Source organism: Herbidospora sakaeratensis, from assembly GCF_001570525.1.
Classification (GTDB): domain Bacteria; phylum Actinomycetota; class Actinomycetes; order Streptosporangiales; family Streptosporangiaceae; genus Herbidospora; species Herbidospora sakaeratensis.
Window position 1 is genome coordinate 54,252 of record NZ_BBXC01000008.1, and the last position, 17,794, is coordinate 72,045.

Below are 17,794 nucleotides of genomic sequence, written 5' to 3' on the forward strand. Positions count from 1 at the left end.
TCCTCCTCAGGCGACGAAGTCGGAAACGTGGGTGCCGAGTCCCCGCGCGGCGGCCCCGTCCACGACGTGGGCGGCCAGGGCGGCGTCGAGCGCGCCGAGCCCGAACGGCGAGAACACCGTCACGGCCTCGGCGGAGTACGGCAGAGTGGCCGCGCCGGTCAGCAGGTCGCCGATCTCCGCGTCGACGAAGTCGCGGTTCCCGGAGCGGCGGGCGGCCAGGTCGAGCGAGGTGGCCTCGCGGCACACGTGGTCGGTGTCGTCGACGACGTTGCGCGCGGCGAGCACCGCCTCGGGGGTGAGGTCGCGCAGCGACACGTGCAGGATCAGCGTGCCGGGCCGGCAGTCGCCGGTGCCCAGGTGCGGTTCGCCCGCCGTGGTGGCCAGCGCGATCAGGCGGTGGGCGGCCATGGCCGTGCCGGCGTCCGCGGCGACCGACGTCTTCAGGCCGAGCCCGGCGACGCGGTCGGCGAACCCGGCGGCGCGGGCGGCGTCCAGGTCGTAGAGGGTGACCTCCTCCAGTTCGGGCAGCCGGGCCCGCAGGAAGCGCAGGATCTCGAAGCCGATCACGCCGCAGCCGATGAGCGTGACGCCGCGCCGGACGTCGGCGGGGGCCCCGGCGGTCAGCAGGCCGGCCGCCACGGCGGCGCTGGCGGCGGTGCGCCGGGCGGAGATCACCGCCCCTTCGAGCAGCGCCTCCGGGCGGCCGTCGGCGAGCGAGTTGAGCAGGATCGCCGCCGAGGCCCGTTCGCGCCCGGCGGCGGTGTTGCCCGGGAACGAGGACACCCACTTGAGCGCCGCGACCGGGCGCTCGCCGCCGACGTAGGCGGGCAGGCCGATGATGCGGTCGCCGGGCCGGTCGGGGAAACGCAGGAAGACCGAGTGGGGCACCGCGGTCGCGCCGCGCGCGTGCGCCGCGTACGCGTTCTCGACGATCGTGCACACCGTGTCCTCGGCGCCGTCGAGCAGGTCGAGCACGTCGCGCCGCCGCAGGATCAGCATGCGGTCTGCTCCTTCCACAGATGGGCGATGTCGCCGAACTTCTCCTCCACCCAGGCGTCGGAGTAGATCGTCTGGAGGTACCGCTCGCCCCGGTCGGGCAGCAGCAGGACGCAGTTGGCCCCGTCGGGGATCTCGGCCAGCCGCTGGGCGGCGGCGCTCACGACGGCCCCGGAGGAGCCGCCCGCCAGGATCGCCTCGGCCCCGACCAGCCGCCGGCAGCCGACCACGCAGTCCTGGTCGGTCATGCGGGCCACCGAATGGGCGATGCCGTCGAAGTACAACTCCGAGCGGAACGCCGCGCCGTGCCCCGGGATGAGCCGCCGGCACGTCTGCTCGCCGAAGATGGCGCTGCCCTCGGCGTCGACGGCGACGATGTGGGTGCCGAGCCCGTGGTCGGCGATGTAGCGGGCGCAGCCGTTGATGGTGCCGCAGGTGCCCGTCGCGACGAACAGGTAGTCGACCCGCCCGTGCAACCGCTCGGCGATCTCGCGCATGATGGTCTCCTGCGCGCGGGCGTTGAGCGGGTTGGCGTACTGGTTGGGCCAGTAGGCGTGCGGGATGCGCTCGACCAGTTCGCGCACCCGCCTGACGCGGGCCGCGAGGTAGTCGCCCATGTCGTTGTCCGGTTCGCGGACGATGTCGATCTCGGCGCCGTACGCGGCCAGGATCGCCAGGTTCTGGGGCGTCATCTTGGGGTCGCCCACGCAGATGAAGCGCAGCCCGAACCACAGGCACACCTGCGCCAGGCCGATGCCGAGGTTGCCGGAACTCGACTCGACGACCGTCGACCGGCCGGGGATCAGCTCGCCGCGGTCGATCGCGCCGAGCACCATCCCCATGGCCGACCGGTCCTTCATGCTGCCGCCCGGATTCACCGCCTCCAGCTTGGCGTGGAACCGGGCCCCGGAATTCCCGAAAAGGCGGCCGAGCCGGACGAGCGGGGTCGCCCCAATGGTGGAGAGAATCCCCTCACTGCTTTTCTCGAACATTCTTCGCCCGCCCATTCTGTGGCTATCGGGCCGAAACTCGCGGCAACCATAACCAGGGCCCGGCCGACCCGGCAACCGTGTTTGCATTGCCTTCGGATCAGCGCTTGCGCATGATAGGCATATTCTCCGCCAATAAAATGCGCATGTCCCGCCAGCGGGACGCGCGAGCAGCTGACATGCAGTTCAGCAGGCCGATCTCCGCGACCAGAAGGAGAATGCCAAAGATGACGACCGTTTCCCCCGCCACGGCCGGCCCATTGAATGACGTCCGGCCGATGACCGGCGACGAATACCTGGAATCGCTGCGCGACGGGCGCACGGTATATATCGGCGGAGAGCGCGTCGCGGACGTCACCAGCCACCCGGCATTCCGCAATAGCGCCCGCTCGATCGCCCAGCTGTACGACGCGCTGCACGAACCCGACGCCGAGGGCGTGTTACGCGTGCCGACCGACACCGGAAACGGCGGCTTCACCCATCCGTACTTCCGCACGGCCCGCTCGGCCGACGACCTGCTGCTGGCCCGCGACGCGATCGTGGCCTGGCAGCGCCGCGTGTACGGCTGGATGGGCCGCACCCCCGACTACAAGGCGGGCTTCTTCGGCACCCTCCAGGCCAACGCCGACCTCTACGGCCCGTTCCGCGACAACGCGCTGCGCTGGTACAAGGAGGCGCAGGAGCGGGTGCTCTACTTCAACCACGCGATCGCCCATCCGCCCATCGACCGCGACCGGCCCGCCGACCGCACCGCCGACGTGTGCGTGCACGTCGAGGAGGAGACCGACGCGGGCCTGGTGGTCTCGGGCGCGAAGGTGGTCGCCACCGGCTCGGCCATCACCAACGCCAACTTCATCGCCCACTTCGGCCTGCCCATCAGGGACAAGAAGTTCGGCCTGGTGTTCACCGTGCCGACGAACGCCCCCGGGCTCACGCTGATCTGCCGCTCCTCCTACGAATGGGCGGCGGCGGCCCAGGGCAGCCCGTTCGACTACCCGCTCTCCAGCCGCCTGGACGAGAATGACGCGATCATGGTCTTCGACCGCGTGCACGTCCCGTGGGAGGACGTCTTCATGTACGACGCCGGCGCGGCCAACGCGTTCGCGGCCCGGTCGGGCGTGCAGGAGCGGTTCACCTTCCACGGCTGCGCGCGGCTGGCCGTGAAGCTCGACTTCATCGCGGGCTGCGTGCTGAAGGGCGTCGAGGCGACCGGGGTGTCGGCCTTCCGGGGCGTGCAGGCGCAGGTGGGCGAGATCCTCAACTGGCGCGACCTGTTCTGGGGCCTGTCGGACGCCATGGCCAAGTCGCCGCTGCCGTGGCACGGCGGGTCGGTGCGGCCGAACGTGAACTACGCCAACGCCTACCGCACGTTCATGGGCGTCGGCTACCCGAAGATCAAGGAGATCATCCAGAAGACGCTCGGCAGCGGCCTGATCTACCTCAACTCCCACGCCGACGACTGGCGCAATCCCGAGATCCGCCCCTACCTCGACCGCTATCTGCGCGGCTCGCGCGACATGGCGGCGGTCGACCGGGTGAAGCTGCTCAAACTGCTGTGGGACGCCGTCGGCACCGAGTTCGCCGGCCGCCACGAGCTGTACGAGCGCTCCTACGCCGGAGACCACGAGGGCATCCGGGTGCAGACGCTGCTGGCGCACCAGGCCAGCGGGCAGGCGCAGCAGCTGAAGGGCTTCGCCGAGCAGTGCATGGCCGACTACGACCTCGACGGCTGGACCCGCCCCGACCTGATCAACCCGGGCGGCGGCCGGTGAGCGTGACCGAGCGCGAACCCGAGACGGAGGCCGCGGAGCGGGGCGCCGCGCCGGTGGCCTGGTGGCCCGTGGGCGGCATCGCCGCGGTCACCGCCGCGCTGCTGCTGGCCACCGTCCACCGTTACGGCTACAGCATGGACGAGCTGTACTTCGTCGCGGCCGGCCGCCACCCCGACTGGGGCTACGCCGACCAGCCGCCGTTCGTGCCGCTGCTGGCCGCCCTGATGGACGGGCTCTTCCCCGGCTCGCTGTTCTGGTTGCGGGCGCCGGACGCGCTCGTGGTCGCGGCGGGGGTCGTGGTGTGCGCGCTCATCGCGCGCGAGCTCGGCGGGCGGCGGCGGGCCCAGGTGATGGCGGCGGCGGCGTTCGCCATCGCCTTCCTCAACCACGGCGGGCAGATCGACACGGGCACCTTCAACCTCGTGGCCTGGACGGTGTGCATCTGGCTGGTGGCCCGCTGGGTGCGCCTGCACAACGAGGGCCGGACCGGTCTGTCGGCCGACCTGCCCCTCTTCTGGGCGGGCGTCGCCACGGCGGTGGCGCTGCAGGTCAAGTACCTGATCCCGATCCTCTGGATCGGCATCGCGATCGGCCTGCTGGTGGCCGGGCCCCGCCGGATGCTCACCCGCCCGCTGCTCTGGGCCGGGGCCGCCTTCGCCGTGCTGACGGCGGTCCCGGGCCTGGTCTGGCAGGCCGCCAACGGCTGGCCGCAGGCCGAGATGACCGCCGTGCTCGCGGAGGAGACCGAGCTGATGTGGGGCGGCCGGCTGGCCTTCCTGCCCCAGACGCTGATGACGATGGGCCTGGCCATCGGCACGATCCTGGGCTGTTACGGCCTCTGGAAGCTGCTGCGCTCGCCCGAGCTGCGCCCGCACCGCTACCTCGGGTGGGCCGCGCTGGTCGTGATCGTGGCGGTGGTGGCCGCCAACGGCCGGTTCACCTACGTGGCGGGCGTCTTCCCGCTGCTGTTCGCGGCGGGGGCGGTGCAGCTGCAGGAGCGGCGGCCGGCCCGCTGGTGGCGCTGGGTGCCGACCTGGCCGGTGTTCGTGCTGTCGGCGCTGCTCACGCTGCTGGGGCTGCCCATCGACGAGCCGTCGGAGGTGCGCCCGGCCTCCTCGCCGGACGACCGGCGCGCCCGCTTCGACACCCTGGTGCAGTTCGGCTGGCCCGAGTTCACCGACTCGGTCGCCAAGGTCTGGCGAACGCTGCCCAGTGGCGGGGCCGTCGTCACCAAGCTGTACTGGCAGGCGGGGGCGCTGGAGGTGCTCGGCCCCGACCGGGGCCTGCCGCGTCCGTACAGCCCGCACCGCGGGTACTGGAACTTCGGCCGCCCCAGCGACGGCGTCACGACGGTCCTGTACGTCGGCGGCACCGAGGAGAGCCTGCGCCGCCACTTCGGCGCGGTCCGGCGGGCCGGGACCGTGGAGGGCCGGATCGGCATCGCGATCGGCACGCCGATCTGGGTGTGCGAGCGGCCGCTCCAGCCGTGGTCCCGCCTGTGGCCGGAGATGCGGAGCCTCACCCTGCGCTGACCCACGGCGAAGGCCCCGGTCCGGCTGACGGACCGGGGCCTTCGTCACGTTCTCACCGGGCGACCGGTGCCGTCGCCTCGCGGAACACCCCCGAGCGGATGTCGGCGTGCACGGCCGCCGCCCTGATCTCCTCGATCAGGCGGGCCTGCCGCAACGAGCCCTCCTGCTGCGGGGTCACGTCCTCGCCGGTCAGCACGGCCCGCGCGAACGCGGCGACGACGTTGGCGAACTGGTGGTCGGCGGGCAGCACGAGTTCCTCGCGGCTGTCCTGGCGTTCGATCCGCACCACCGGGTTGTGGGTCTCCGGCGGGGTGAACACCCGGTCGAGCAGGATCTGGCCGGTGCTGCCGATCAGCCGGTAGGCGTTGTGGTAGGAGTGCTCCATCCCGAAGGTGAGCTGGGCGGCCACCCCGTGGGGGGTGCTCAGCAGCACGTTGCCCGAGGTGACGACGTCGAGGTCGGGGTCGTGCCGGAAGACCGCGCCGACGACCTGGAGGTCGCCGAGGAAGTAGAGCGCCGCGCGCACCGGGTAGCCGCCGAAGTCGAGGAACGCCCCGCCGCCGACGTCGCGCTGGTAGCGGATGTCGCCCTCCGGCTTGGGCGGGAAGGTGAACGCGCCGGCGAACCCGCGCAGCTCGCCGACGGCGCCCCGGGCGACCATGTCGCGGACCGCGCCGTGCTGCGAGTGGTGCAGGAACATGTAGTTCTCCAGCAGCACCAGCCCGCGCGAGCGGGCCAGCGCCACCAGCCGGGCGGTCTCGGCGTAGGTGCCCGTCAGCGGCTTCTCGACCAGGACGTGCAGTCCCGCGCGCAGCGCGCGTTCGACCCACTCGGCGTGCAGCAGGGCGGGCAGCGGGATGTAGACGGCGTCGAGGTCGGTGCGCTCCAGCAGCGCCGCGTACCCTTCGACGGCCACGCCGCCGAACCGGCCGGCGAACCGCTCGGCCCGTTCGAGGTCGCGGCTGGCTATCGCCGCGACATGGACGCGGGGATCGCCGGCCATCGCCGGCAGCGTCCGCCGCCACGCGATGTCGGCGCAGCCCATGACCGCCATCCGCAGTCCGTCGGGGGTCCCGGCACTCATCTGGTGAACTCCGTCTTCAGCGCGGCGTAGTGGGCCAGGCAGTCCTCGTACGTGGGGAGCATGCCCTTCGCCTCGGCCTCGTCCAGCGTGGGGGCGCCCGCGTCCTTCTCCGACATGATCGGAGGCCCGGTGAGCGGCCACGGGATGCCGATCCTCGGGTCGAGCGGGTCGATCTCGATCATGGTGCCCGGCACGTACGCCGCCGAGCACACGTAGTTCATGCAGGCGTCGTCGGTCAGCGCCAGGAAGGCGTGGCCGAGCCCGTCGGACAGGTAGACGGCGGTGCCGGAGTCGGCCTCCTGGTGGGTCAGCTCGTACTTCCCGTAGGTCGGCGAGCCCACCCGCAGGTCCACGACCACGTCGAGCACCGCCCCGCGCACGCAGGTGACGAGCTTGGCCTGGCCGGGCGGCAACGTGGTGCCGTGGATGCCGCGCAGGGTGCCGCGGCGGCTCGACGACCAGTTCACCTGCCCGGTCACGAACGGGTAGCCGATGGCCTCGGAGACGACGTCGCCGCGGAAGCCCTCCATGAAGTAGCCGCGCACGTCGTCGTACCGCTGCGGGGTCAGCCGGAACGCGCCCGGGATCGGCAACTCGGTCATCAGATGCGCCTGGAACATCGGGGCTCCTCGCTTCGGTGCGGCGATCAGGTCGCCGGCTTCTCCAACAGGGTCACCACGTCGGCCGGGCTCGGCTGCGCGGCGATCTCGGCGGCCAGGCCGGCCGCGGCCGCCGCGTACCGCCGGTCGCCGAGGAGCTCCCGGACCCGCGCGGTCACCGCCTCCGGGGTCGCCTCGCCGGGGTCGAGCCGCAGCCCGGCCCGGGCTCCGGCCACCGCGTCGGCGTTGTCGAACTGGTCGTCGAACTGGGGGATGACGAGTTGCGGCACGCCGGCCGCCAGCGCCGTCAGCACGGTGTTGTGCCCGCCGTGGCTGACCAGCACGTCGCAGACCGGCAGCACCTGGGCGAGCGGCAGCCGGCCGGCGTGGTCGGCGGCGTCGGCCAGCTCCGGCCGGGCGGCCAGCACCTGGTCCTCGGCGGCCAGCACGATCTCGGCGCCGAGCCCGGACAACGACCGGAGCAGGGGCAAGAGCAGGTCGTCCACCCGCCCGCCCCCGAGGCGCGGCACGACGGTGCCGAACGTCACGCACACCCGGGGGCGCACGCGGGGCCGCAGCACCCAGCCGGGCACCCGGGCCTCCCCGCTGTAGGGCATGTCGCGGATGCTCTGGTGGTGCGCGGCGTGCGCCGCCCGCAACCGGACCGGCCAGGGGTCCAGCACCCGGACGGGCGTGGGCGGCCGGACCCCGAACTCCGCCGCGGCGGCCTCGGGGTACTCGTCCAGGGGCGCGATGCCCCACCGGTACTCCACGTGGGGCAACCCCGCGGCGGCCGCCGCGAGCGGCCCGGCGAACTCGGCCCGTTCGCTCACGACCAGGTCGGGCCGCCAGTCGGCGACGACCCCGCGGGCGCCCGGCAGGACGTCGGCCGCGATGAGGGCGAACGCCCGGCCGTGCGCCCGCCGGCGGCCGGCCGGATCGGGGGTGTCCCGGTCGGCGCCGGCCAGCTCGACGAACCCGTCGGCGGGGCCGAGCGAGGCGACCGGCAGCCCGGCGGCGGCGACGGCGGCGCAGAACGCCTCCGCCGTCGCCACCAGGACCTCGTGCCCGCAGGCCCGCGCGGCCCAGGCCAGCGGCACCAGGGGATGGAGGTGGCCGCGCAGGGGCGCGGTCGTGAACAGCAGGCGCATCAGGGACTCCGGGACGTCAGCACAGGCTGTGCAGGCAGGCGAGCAGGCTACGGGCCTCGATGTTCAGATAATGGCCGTGGTGGAGCAGGTCCAGGAGTTGCCGGACCGTCATCCAGCGGAAGTTCGGCGGAACATCGATGGGGATCTCGTCGCCCACCTCGACGATCTGGTAGCGCGTCAGCGCCCGGTAGAACCGCCCGCCCTCCTCGGAGAGCACCGTGTCGTAGCGGGTCACGCCGGTCTCGGAGAGCAGGATGTCGCGCAGGAACGTGTCCTCCACGTCCTGGGGCTCCACGCCGGGCGGCAGGTGCACCGTCGGCGCCATCTCCACCAGGTCGACCAGCCCGTATTCGGGCCGGGCCTGGACGAGCAGGTGCAGCACGCCGTCGACGGGACGGGCCAGGAAGACCGCGCGGCCCTGCCCGCAGGGGTGCAGCAGCGGCTGTGTCCAGCGGGTCACCTCCCGGGTCCTGGCCGCCACCTCGACCGCGATGATCTCGAAGAGGCGGCCGTCGCGCTCGGACAACTCGTACTCGCCGCGTTCCCAGCCCTTCACCGAGTCGAGCGGCACCAGCCGGGCCGTCCAGTCGCAGCGGGTCTTGGCCTCGGTGAACCAGCTCAGCGCCTCGCCCGCCGTGTGGAGCGTGTCCTGCGGCCGCCGGTACGAGCGCAGCAGCGCCTCGCCGAACGCGTCGCGCGGCTCGGGCCGTTCGGGGGTCTCGAACGGAAGACAGGACAACACCGTCCTGGCGTCCATGTTGACGAGGTTCTCGATCCGGGTCAGCTCGCGGATCTGGGCCAGGGTGAGCCAGGCGAAGTCCTCCAGCACCGGCAGGTCCCCGGTGACCTCCACGACCATGTTGCGGTTGCGCTTGCGCCAGAACCAGGCGCCCTGCTCCGACTGGAGCACGTCGACCAGGACCTTGCCGCGCCGCTCCCCCATGAACAGGTCGAGGTAGGGGGGCCGCGCGCCGCGGTGCACCCGCGTGTAATTGCTCCGGGTGGCCTGCACCGTCGGCGAGATCTGCAGGGTGTTGACGTTGCCCGGCTCCATCTTGGCCTGCATGAGGCAGTGCAGCACGCCGTCGAACCGTTTGACGACGATGCCGAGCACGCCGATCTCGGGCTGGTTGATGATCGGCTGGGCCCAGGTGTCGGCCCCGCCGTCGCGCACCCGCAGGCCCTCGATGGTGAAGAAGCGGCCGCTCGCGTGGCCGAGGTTGCCGGTGTCGGGGTGGAACGACCAGTCGTCGAGGGCGGAGAAGGGGATCCTGCGCACGTCGAAGCGGCCGGCGGCGAGCCGTTCGGCCCACCAGCCGTGGAACTCGGCGGTGGTCATCAGCGCGCCGTCGTCGGTGCCCGCCGCCGATGAGGCGAGTGCGGTCATGGTCAGAGCCCGGCCAGGACGTCGTGCACGGCGGCGATGACCCGGTCCTGCTCGGCGTCGCCGAGCGAGGGGTACATCGGCAGCGAGAAGATCTCCTTCGCGGCCGCCTCGGTCACCGGCAGGGAGCCCTCGCGGTAGCCGAGGTGGGCGAAGCCCGACTGGGTGTGCACCGGCCACGGGTAGCTGATGTTCAGCGAGACGCCGTGGCCCCTGAGCGCCTCCATGACGCGGTCGCGTTCGGGGTGGCGCACGACGTACACGTAGTAGACGTGGGTGTTGCCCGGGGCCGTCTTCGGGGTGATCAGCCCGGTGCCGGCGAACGCCTCGGCGTAGCGGTCGGCGATGGCCTGGCGGCGGGCGACGTAGTCGTCCAGCCGGGTGAGCTTGCGGCGCAGGATCTCGGCCTGCACCTCGTCGAGGCGGCTGTTGTAGCCGGGCGTGGAGACGACGTAGTAGCGCTCCTCCATGCCGTAGTAGCGCAGCCGGCGCAGATTGGCCGCCACGTCGTCGTCGCCGGTGACGGTGGCGCCGCCGTCGCCGTAGGCCCCCAGCACCTTGGTCGGGTAGAAGGAGAAGGCGGCGGCGCGGCCCATCGAGCCGGCGATCCGGCCGTGGTGGCGGGCGCCGTGGGCCTGCGCGCAGTCCTCCAGGATCGGCAGGCCGTGCTCCTCGGCGAGCGCCTCCAGCGGGGCCATGTCCACGCACTGGCCGTAGAGGTGGACGGGCAGGATGCAGCGGGTGCGCGGGGTGATCGCGCCGGCCACCTGGGACACGTCCATCAGGTAGGTCTCGGGGTCGACGTCCACGAACACCGGCACGGCCCCGACCGCGTCGATCGCGACCACCGTGGGCGCGGCCGTGTTGGAGACCGTGATCACCTCGTCACCGGCCCCGATCCCCAGGGCGCGCAGGCCGAGCACGATGGCGTTGGTCCCGTTGTCGACGCCGACGCAGTGGGCCACCCCGTTGTAGGCGGCGAACTCCCGCTCGAAGCCCTCCACCGACGGCCCGAGCACGAGACGGCCCGAACGGAACACGGTGTCGACGGCGTCGATGATGTCGTCGCGCTCTTTCTCGTACTCGGGCAGGTAACCCCAGACGTGGAGGGTCATCGAAGCGCCACCTCTCAGACGATGTTCTTGACAAGGTCCACGCCGTGCTCGTCCCAGCGTTCGCGGTAGACCGCGAACACGTGGACGTCCCAGGTGCGGCCGTGGAAGTACGTGTGCCTGGGCAGGACCGCCTCGGCCTCGACCACGGCCGCGTCCGGCCCGGCGAAGCCGAGGGCGGCCGGCGACGGGTCGACGGTGTGGAAGTAGACCTTCTTGATGCGCCACATCGCGAACGCGAAGTTGACCGTGAGCGTCGCGACGTCGCGCCTGATCTCGTCGGGCTGCCCGCCCAGGTGGACCTCGGCGGTCACGTGGCCGGCCACCGACGGCTCCGACAGCGTGCTGAATCCGGCGACCTCGCCGGTGTCCTTGCGGTGCACCAGGAAACACGCCGACAGGCCCTGGCCGAAGGAGTCGGCGTACCGGTCCAGCAGCGGCAGGCCGCCGTGCCCCAGGCGGAAGAGGATCTCGTAGACCCGGGCGGCGTCCTTGGCCCCCGCCGGGCGCAACTCGATCTGCCCGGACTCGGTGTGCGGAAACAGCATTTCTGGGTCACCCTCGTTTCACTCGAAATGAATTAGGGATGCACGAATGGCAGGTGTACCACACGGGGCGGGGCCGCAGGAATGGCGATGACATTCACCGGACGCGGGCTATTGTCCCCGTTGTGGCCAGCTGACTAGCGTCGTCGGCGTTTCGCCTTTGAACGTCGCCGCGACCGCACGAAAGGACGAAGTACATGCCGGACAATGACCACGCGACCGCCGTCGACCTGACCCTGGTCGACGAGGTGGAGCGCATGGTGCGGGGCACGGCCGAGATGATCTGCGCCGAGCAGCCGGACGTGCCGCAGCCCGACTCGCTGCGCGATCTCGACTCCTTCTCGATGGTCCAGGTGCTGCTGGAACTGGAGAACACCACGCAGCTCAAGCTCCTGGAGAAGCTCGAGGGCTTCCAGGGCGAGAGCTTCCGCGACCTGGCGGAGTTCATCGTCCAGACGACCGCCGACGAGGAGGCCGCGCAGGCCGCGGCGGGCGACGGCGAGCCGACCCGCGTCTAGCGCCGGACCTGCTGCGCTGTCCCGCTGGCGAGACAGCGCAGCGGGCGCCGGCATTGGCCGGGAAATCATTTCCAATTGTCTCGCGGAGTTCCGGGACCCAGGGTGACGACATGTCCGACACATTGCCCGCATTGAAACCGCCGAGCCATCGGGTCGAACGGCGTGCGATTCTCTTGTGGACGCTGTACGCGCTGATCTGGGGAATATCGGTCATCGGCGTGCTGGTGGCCCTCTACGTATTCCTGCCGGCGACCCGGCCGTGGATCCAGCCGTTCCTGTGGATTCTGCCGCCGATTTATCTGCTGTATTTGACGCGGGTGCCGTACTGGCGTTATCGGGTGCACCGCTGGGAGATCACCGACGAGGCCGTCTACGCCCTGAGCGGCTGGATCGTCCGCGAGTGGCGGATCGTGCCCATCTCGCGCATCCAGTCGATCGACGTCAAGAAGGGGCCGCTGCAGAGCCGGCTGCGCCTGGCCACGCTGAAGATCTCGACGGCGGCGGCGAGCGAGGGCGGGATCAGCATCATCGGACTCGACGCGGACGTCGCCGAGCGCTGCTCGGACCGGCTTACCGACCTGACCCAGACGGTGCCCGGGGACGCCACGTGAGCGCGGTCGCCCTCGACGACGCCGGATGGCAGCGGCTCAACAGCCGGGTGGCCTGGGTCGACCTCGGCAAGATGGTGGTCACCTTCATCCCCAGCGTGGTGGCCGCGGTCGTCTTCGACCAGGGCCTCCAGGCGTGGCCGGTCTTCATCGTGACCGGCCTCGGGGTCGTCTCCAGCGTGCTCGACCTCAAGCGCTGGATGCACACCCGCTACCGGGTCGGCGCCGACCGGATGGAGATCCGCAAGGGCTGGCTGATCCGCCGGTACCGGTCGGTGCCGCGCGACCGCATCCGCACCGTGGACACCAGCGCCAAGCTGCGGCACCGCCTCGCGGGGCTGCGGGTGGTGCACATCTCCTCGGGCGAGGCCCGCACGTCGTTCAAGCTCGACGCGCTGGAGTCGCGGACGGCCGAACGGCTGCGCGCCGACCTGCTGGGCGTCACCCCCGCCGTGGAGACCGCCGAGGTCAAGGCGGAGGAGACGGTGCTCGCCCGGCTGCGCTGGTCGTGGTTCGTCTACAACATCGTCAGCGTCTGGGCCTTCCTGGTCTCGGGGCTGCTGCTGCTGAGCGCCTACCTGACCATGCAGACGTTCGGGGTCGACCTGCGGGAGGTCATCGCGGGCGCGGTCGACTGGAGGTCCCTGGGGCTCGGCTGGACGATCGTGGTGGCCACGGCCGGCTGCTTCGTGCTGGGCACCTTCGGCATGGCGCTCAACTACCTGCGGGAGAAGGCCAACTTCCGGCTCGTCCGCACCCGGACCGACGACGGCACCGCCCTGCTGACCCGCCAGGGCATGTTCCGCATCCGCGAGGTCTACCGCGACGACCGGCGGCTGCGCGGCGTCGCCATCAGCGAGCCGCTGCTGTCACGGTGGTTGCGGCTGGCCGAGACCGAGGTCGTGTCGACCGGCCTGAGCTGGACGCCGGGCAGCGACGCGGCCGCCGCCATCCTGCCCCGCACGTCCGTCGCCGAGGCGCGGCGCGTGGCGGCGCTCGTGCTCGGCGACGAGCACCGGCCGCTGGACGCCCCGCTGCGGCGGCACCCCCGGCCGGCGCTGCGACGGCGGCTGGTGTGGGCGGGTTACGTGCCGGGCGTCCCGGCGGCGCTGCTGGCCTGGCTGGGCGCGACGGGCGCCGTGCCCGGCTGGATCTGGGCGGTGCCCGCCGGGCTGATCCCGGTGGCCTGCCTGCTCGCCGTGGTGGCCTACCGCTCGCTCGGGCACGCCATGGCCGGGCCCTACCTGGTGATGCGGTCGGGGCTGATCCGGCGCACGACGGTCGTGCTGCAGAGCCGGGGCGTCATCGGCTGGGGGGTCCGGCAGTCGCTGCTCCAGCGGCGGCTCGGTCTCGCGACGCTGCGGGTGCAGACCGCGGCGGGCAACCGCGTCTACGAAGTGCCCGACATCGCGGCCGGGGAGGCGGCGGCCTTCGCGCACGCCGCGACCCCCGTGATCCTGGCTCCGATCCTTGCCGAGGGGGCGGCGGAGGCCGTTTCTGATCCCCAACCTGATGGGCAGGAGGCACACATTGCGCACGACCCAGCTCACGGATGACCTGTCCGTCAGCGCCATCGGCCTGGGCTGCAGTTCGATGTCCCACGGTTACGGGCCGGCCAACCGCGACGACGAGGAGTCCGTCGCGGTCATCCGGGAGGCCGTCGAGCTCGGCATCGACCTCTTCGACACCGCCGACGTCTACGGGCCGTACACCAACGAACGGCTGCTCCAGCGGGCGCTGGCCACGCACGGCGGCGAGGTGACGATCGCCACCAAGTGCGGGCTGATCGCGGGGCCCGACGGCAGGTTCCGCCGCAACGGCCGGCCCGACCACCTGCGGGCCGCGTGCGAGGGATCGCTGCGCCGGCTCGGTGTGGAGGCCATCGACCTCTACCAGCTGCACCGGGTCGACCCGGCCGTCCCCCTGGCGGAGACGTGGGGCGCGCTCGGCGAGCTGGTGACCGAGGGCAAGGTCAGGGCGCTGGGCATCTCCCACGCCACCGTCGAGGAGCTCGACCTGGTGCACACGTTGTTCCCGGTCGCCGCCGTGCAGTACGAACTGTCGGTGTGGGCCACGGCCTGCCTCGGCGACGTGCTGCCCTGGACGCGACGGCACGGCGTGGGCTTCCTCGCCTTCGCCCCGCTTGGCCGCGGTTTCCTGTCGGGCCACGTCGACCACGCCGCTCTGGGCGAGGGCGACTCGCGCAACCGGGACCCCCGGTTCAGCCCCGACGCGATGACCGCGAACCGGTGGATCGTCCAGGGGCTGCGCGAGATCAGCGAACGGCACGGCGCGACCCCGGCGCAGGTCGCCATCGCCTGGGTGCTGGCCCAGGGCGACAACGTGGCGCCCATCCCCGGCACCCGCAACCGCCGCTGGCTGCGGGAGAACGCGACCGCCGTCGACCTGGTGCTCACCCCCGACGACCTGCGCGACATCGGCGCGCTGCCGCCTCCGGTGGGCGAGATGAGCTGGGACCAGATCCGCATCGAGACGACGACGGGACAACGACCGTGACCGACACCCCGGCCCCGGCGGCCAAGCCGCGGGTCACCCGCTTCGCCCTCTCCCCCGCCCCCGCCACCCCGAAGACGACGATCTTCCCGCACACGGTCTCGCGCCGGCTGGCCCTCCATCCGGCGGGCGGCTCCGACCAGCGCGACTTCGCCCAGCTGTTCGTCCGCACCGGCGTCGAGACGGTGCGCCCGGCCGTCCGGCCCGGCCAGGGCGGCGCCATGCGCGCGTACGCGGCCTTCCGGGTGACCCGGCTCGGCACCGGCGAGCAGGTGGGCTTCGGCGGGCTGCACAACCTCGACCCGGCCGGGCACGTGCGGTGCGCGGTCTACATGAACCCCGACACGGCCCGGCTGGGCGTCGGCTCGGAGGCGATCCTGCTGGTGGTCAACTACGCCTTCGCCACCCTCGACGTCGAGCGGGTGATCGGCCAGACCACGCAGGCCAGCTTCAGCTCGTTCGGCATCTCCGACCGCGACGAGCGGACCGGGGCGCTGCCGCAGCACCTCTACTTCCGCGGCCGCTACTGGGACCTGCACAACTTCCAGGTCGAGCGCTCCGACTGGGAGGCGTACATCGACCGTAGGACCGACTGGGAGGAGTTCATGGGCAAGAGCTCCAACGGCGTCCTCCCGCCGTCGCTCGACTGGCGGACCGCGCCGGACCGGCCGTTCGACGTGTCCTGACCTTGACCCGCATCGGACGTGAAGGAGATGACGTGGCGACCACAACCGCCCCACCACTGATCACCGTTCTCGGCGCCTCCGGGCTGCTCGGCACGGCCATCACCCGTGAGCTGGCCGACCGGCCGGTCCGGTTGCGGCTCGTCGGTCGCCGCCCCACCTCCGTCCCGCCGGGCCCGCGCGCCGAGGTGGAGGTGCGCGCCCTGGACCTGACGGCGGAGGGCGCGCTCGCCTCCGCCGTCGAGGGCGCCGACGCGGTGATCCACCTGGTCGCCCACATGGGCCGGGCGAGCACCTGGCGGGTGGCCGCCGTCGACCCCGTCGCCGAGCAGGTCAACCTCGGCCTGGTGCACCGGCTGCTCGACGCGGTGCGGGCGAGCCGCCCGGCCCGCCCGCCGGTGCTGCTGTTCGCCGGGTCGGCCTCGCAGGTCGGCCGCTCGTCGTCGGCTCTGGTGGACGGCAGCGAGCAGGACGAACCGCTGACCGCGTACGACCAGCAGAAACTCGCGGCCGAGCGGATCATCGAGGCGGCCACCGCCGAGGGCCTGGTACGCGGCAGCACGCTGCGCCTGGCCACCCTCTACAGCCAGGGCGTCGACCCGACCTCGCTCGACCGGGGGGTGGTGGCGACGATGATGCGCCGCGCCTTCGCCGGCGAGCCGCTGACGATGTGGCACGACGGCACCGTCAAGCGCGACCTGCTCTGCGTCGACGACACGGCGCGCGCCTTCGTGGCCGCGCTGAACCGGGCCGACGCGGTGGCGGGCGGGCGCTGGCTCGTCGGCACGGGTCAGGCCACCAGCGTGGCGGAGCTGTTCACGATGATCTCCAAGGTGGTGGCGCGGCGCACCGGCCGGCCGCCGGTCCCGGTGGCGTCGGTGCCGCCGCCCGAGCACTCGATGCCCACCGACCAGCTCGACTTCGTGCTCGACCCGGCCGCCTTCCAGAAGGTGTCCGGCTGGTCGGCGCGGGTGCCGCTGATGGAGGGCCTCGAATCGGCGGCCGACGCGATCGCCCGCGAGTCGGCGTGATGCGGGTCCTGTTCGTCGTCAACCCGGAGAAGTCGATCTTCCAGTACCTGGTCCCGCTCGCCTGGGCGCTGCGCACGGCGGGCCACGAGGTCAGGGTGGCCAGCCAGCCGGCGTTCGCCACGGTGATCACGCAGGCGGGGCTGACGGCCGTGCCGGTGGGCGAGGACCGCGACCCGTGGCGCATCACCGCGAACCGGCCCGACCTGCGGGAGGCGATGCGGGTCGGCATCATGAAGCCGTACGACGCCTTCGACGACTCGGAGAAGGCGACGTGGGAGTACCTGCGGCCGGGGCTGGCCGAGGCGGTCCGGGGCTGGCACCGGGTGGCCAACTTCCCGATCATCGCGGAGCTGGTCGGGTTCGCCCGGCACTGGAAGCCCGACCTGGTGCTCTGGGAGCCGCTCACGTTCGCCGGGGGCATCGCCGCCCGGGCGTGCGGCGCCGCGCACGCGCGGGTGTTGTTCGGCGTCGACGTGTACGGCGGCGTGCGCGCCCTGTTCCGGCGGCTCGACGCGCTGAGGCCGGACGAGGAGCGGGCCGACCCGATGGCCGAGTGGCTGACCGGCTACGCCCGCAAGTACGGCTTCGACTTCGGCGAGGACCTGGTCACCGGCCACTTCACCGTCGACCAGCTGCCCCGCAGCCTCCAGGTCGAGGCCGCCGGCCTCGACTACGTGCGCATGCGGCACGTCCCCTACGGCGGGCCCTCGGTCGTGCCCGACTGGTTGCGCGCCCCGCCGGAACGCCCCCGCGTCGGGTTCACCCTGGGCCTGCACGCGACGGAGATCTACAGCGGTTACAACGTCGACGTCCAGGACATCCTCGACCACCTGGGCGAGCTCGACGTCGAGGTGGTCGCCACCGTCGCGGCCAGCGAGCGGCCCAAGCTGCGCCGGATCCCGCCCAACGCCCGGGTGGTGCCCTTCGTGCCGTGGCAGGCCCTCGTGGCGACCTGCGCGGCCGTCGTCCACCACGCCGGGGCCGCCACCCTGGCGACCGCCGCTCTCCGCCCGATCCCGCAGCTCTCGCTGCACTACCACTTCGACCAGCCGACCCTCGCCCGCAGGCTGGCCGCCCACGGGGCGGGGCTCGAACTGCACACCAGCGAGGCCACCGGGCCCGCCGTCGCCCACGCCGTGCACCGGCTGCTCACCGAGCCCGCCTTCGCCCGCCGCGCCCACGACCTGCGCGACGAGGCGCACGCCGCGCCCTCCCCCAACGACCTCGTCCCGCACCTCGAACAACTCACCGCCAAGCACCGCTAGGGAGACGACAC

Annotated in this window: 17 protein-coding genes; 9 read left to right on the plus strand and 8 right to left on the minus strand. The window is 72.4% G+C overall.

Annotated elements, in window-relative coordinates:
• Window positions 1-6: 6 nt before the first annotated feature.
• Together sbnB and sbnA are read right to left on the minus strand one after the other, a co-directional pair.
• Window positions 7-999 (minus strand): 2,3-diaminopropionate biosynthesis protein SbnB, encoded by a 993-nt coding sequence (gene sbnB, locus AW271_RS06095; protein ID WP_062333260.1) that lies wholly within the window; start codon window positions 997-999, stop codon window positions 7-9.
• Window positions 993-2,003 (minus strand): 2,3-diaminopropionate biosynthesis protein SbnA, encoded by a 1,011-nt coding sequence (gene sbnA, locus AW271_RS06100; RefSeq protein ID WP_369408314.1) that lies wholly within the window; start codon window positions 2,001-2,003, stop codon window positions 993-995. The genes sbnB and sbnA overlap by 7 nt, the downstream gene beginning before the upstream one ends.
• Window positions 2,004-2,212: 209 nt before the next feature.
• Here sbnA and AW271_RS06105 point away from each other — a divergent pair, with 209 nt between their 5' ends.
• Complete coding sequence (locus tag AW271_RS06105) at window positions 2,213-3,757, plus strand: 4-hydroxyphenylacetate 3-hydroxylase N-terminal domain-containing protein (RefSeq protein WP_062333266.1); 1,545 nt, start codon at window positions 2,213-2,215, stop codon at window positions 3,755-3,757.
• Window positions 3,754-5,289, plus strand: coding sequence for an ArnT family glycosyltransferase (locus AW271_RS06110; RefSeq protein ID WP_063817891.1), 1,536 nt, complete (start codon window positions 3,754-3,756; stop codon window positions 5,287-5,289). The genes AW271_RS06105 and AW271_RS06110 overlap by 4 nt, the downstream gene beginning before the upstream one ends.
• Before the next feature lie 52 nt (window positions 5,290-5,341).
• Here the strand turns inward: AW271_RS06110 and AW271_RS06115 are convergent, their stop codons facing one another.
• The 6 genes from AW271_RS06115 to AW271_RS06140 are packed head-to-tail and all read right to left on the minus strand — an operon-like array spanning window position 5,342 to window position 11,167.
• On the minus strand, window positions 5,342-6,373 hold the full coding sequence (locus AW271_RS06115; RefSeq protein ID WP_062333272.1) for a Gfo/Idh/MocA family protein: 1,032 nt from the start codon (window positions 6,371-6,373) through the stop codon (window positions 5,342-5,344).
• The gene (locus AW271_RS06120; RefSeq protein WP_062333275.1) at window positions 6,370-6,993 is read right to left on the minus strand and encodes a dTDP-4-dehydrorhamnose 3,5-epimerase family protein; all 624 of its coding nucleotides are present in this window, start codon (window positions 6,991-6,993) and stop codon (window positions 6,370-6,372) included. The genes AW271_RS06115 and AW271_RS06120 overlap by 4 nt, the downstream gene beginning before the upstream one ends.
• 26 nt (window positions 6,994-7,019) lie before the next feature.
• Window positions 7,020-8,123, minus strand: coding sequence for a glycosyltransferase (locus AW271_RS06125; protein WP_062333278.1), 1,104 nt, complete (start codon window positions 8,121-8,123; stop codon window positions 7,020-7,022).
• Window positions 8,124-8,139: 16 nt separating this feature from the next.
• Complete coding sequence (locus AW271_RS06130; RefSeq protein ID WP_062333281.1) at window positions 8,140-9,510, minus strand: NDP-hexose 2,3-dehydratase family protein; 1,371 nt, start codon at window positions 9,508-9,510, stop codon at window positions 8,140-8,142.
• Between the two features lie 2 nt (window positions 9,511-9,512).
• A complete protein-coding gene (locus AW271_RS06135; protein ID WP_062333285.1) occupies window positions 9,513-10,622 on the minus strand; it encodes a DegT/DnrJ/EryC1/StrS family aminotransferase in 1,110 nt (369 codons plus the stop codon).
• 14 nt (window positions 10,623-10,636) lie between these two features.
• Entirely contained in the window at window positions 10,637-11,167 is a 531-nt protein-coding gene (locus tag AW271_RS06140) for a GNAT family N-acetyltransferase (RefSeq protein WP_062333287.1), read from the minus strand.
• Between the two features lie 194 nt (window positions 11,168-11,361).
• On the opposite strand from AW271_RS06140, the gene AW271_RS06145 reads away from it, so the two are divergent.
• The 7 genes from AW271_RS06145 to AW271_RS06175 all read left to right on the plus strand — a co-directional run bounded on the left by AW271_RS06145 (window position 11,362) and on the right by AW271_RS06175 (window position 17,783).
• Window positions 11,362-11,682: a hypothetical protein gene (locus AW271_RS06145; protein WP_062333289.1), complete on the plus strand. Its 321-nt coding sequence runs from the start codon at window positions 11,362-11,364 to the stop codon at window positions 11,680-11,682.
• Window positions 11,683-11,792: 110 nt separating this feature from the next.
• The gene (locus AW271_RS06150) at window positions 11,793-12,293 is read left to right on the plus strand and encodes a PH domain-containing protein (protein ID WP_063817892.1); all 501 of its coding nucleotides are present in this window, start codon (window positions 11,793-11,795) and stop codon (window positions 12,291-12,293) included.
• On the plus strand, window positions 12,290-13,846 hold the full coding sequence (locus AW271_RS06155) for a PH domain-containing protein (RefSeq protein ID WP_062333293.1): 1,557 nt from the start codon (window positions 12,290-12,292) through the stop codon (window positions 13,844-13,846). The genes AW271_RS06150 and AW271_RS06155 overlap by 4 nt, the downstream gene beginning before the upstream one ends.
• Window positions 13,821-14,807, plus strand: a complete 987-nt coding sequence (locus tag AW271_RS06160; RefSeq protein ID WP_275935754.1) for an aldo/keto reductase — start codon at window positions 13,821-13,823, stop codon at window positions 14,805-14,807. The genes AW271_RS06155 and AW271_RS06160 overlap by 26 nt, the downstream gene beginning before the upstream one ends.
• Entirely contained in the window at window positions 14,804-15,490 is a 687-nt protein-coding gene (locus AW271_RS06165; RefSeq protein WP_062333298.1) for a GNAT family N-acetyltransferase, read from the plus strand. Before AW271_RS06160 ends, AW271_RS06165 begins: the two co-directional genes overlap by 4 nt.
• Before the next feature lie 32 nt (window positions 15,491-15,522).
• On the plus strand, window positions 15,523-16,518 hold the full coding sequence (locus AW271_RS06170; RefSeq protein ID WP_062333300.1) for an NAD-dependent epimerase/dehydratase family protein: 996 nt from the start codon (window positions 15,523-15,525) through the stop codon (window positions 16,516-16,518).
• Window positions 16,518-17,783 (plus strand): activator-dependent family glycosyltransferase, encoded by a 1,266-nt coding sequence (locus AW271_RS06175; protein ID WP_062333303.1) that lies wholly within the window; start codon window positions 16,518-16,520, stop codon window positions 17,781-17,783. Before AW271_RS06170 ends, AW271_RS06175 begins: the two co-directional genes overlap by 1 nt.
• Window positions 17,784-17,794 lie beyond the last annotated feature (11 nt).

Bases quoted from the DNA above. Each gene is read 5' to 3' on its own strand.
- AW271_RS06150 (WP_063817892.1), top strand. From the start codon at position 11,793: ATGTCCGACACATTGCCCGCATTGAAACCGCCGAGCCATCGGGTCGAA.
- AW271_RS06175 (WP_062333303.1), top strand. From the start codon at position 16,518: ATGCGGGTCCTGTTCGTCGTCAACCCGGAGAAGTCGATCTTCCAGTAC.
- AW271_RS06145 (WP_062333289.1), top strand. From the start codon at position 11,362: ATGCCGGACAATGACCACGCGACCGCCGTCGACCTGACCCTGGTCGAC.
- AW271_RS06135 (WP_062333285.1), bottom strand. From the start codon at position 10,622: ATGACCCTCCACGTCTGGGGTTACCTGCCCGAGTACGAGAAAGAGCGC.
- AW271_RS06125 (WP_062333278.1), bottom strand. From the start codon at position 8,123: ATGCGCCTGCTGTTCACGACCGCGCCCCTGCGCGGCCACCTCCATCCC.
- AW271_RS06140 (WP_062333287.1), bottom strand. From the start codon at position 11,167: ATGCTGTTTCCGCACACCGAGTCCGGGCAGATCGAGTTGCGCCCGGCG.
- AW271_RS06130 (WP_062333281.1), bottom strand. From the start codon at position 9,510: ATGACCGCACTCGCCTCATCGGCGGCGGGCACCGACGACGGCGCGCTG.
- sbnB (WP_062333260.1), bottom strand. From the start codon at position 999: ATGCTGATCCTGCGGCGGCGCGACGTGCTCGACCTGCTCGACGGCGCC.
- AW271_RS06120 (WP_062333275.1), bottom strand. From the start codon at position 6,993: ATGTTCCAGGCGCATCTGATGACCGAGTTGCCGATCCCGGGCGCGTTC.
- AW271_RS06105 (WP_062333266.1), top strand. From the start codon at position 2,213: ATGACGACCGTTTCCCCCGCCACGGCCGGCCCATTGAATGACGTCCGG.
- AW271_RS06115 (WP_062333272.1), bottom strand. From the start codon at position 6,373: ATGAGTGCCGGGACCCCCGACGGACTGCGGATGGCGGTCATGGGCTGC.
- sbnA (WP_369408314.1), bottom strand. From the start codon at position 2,003: ATGGGCGGGCGAAGAATGTTCGAGAAAAGCAGTGAGGGGATTCTCTCC.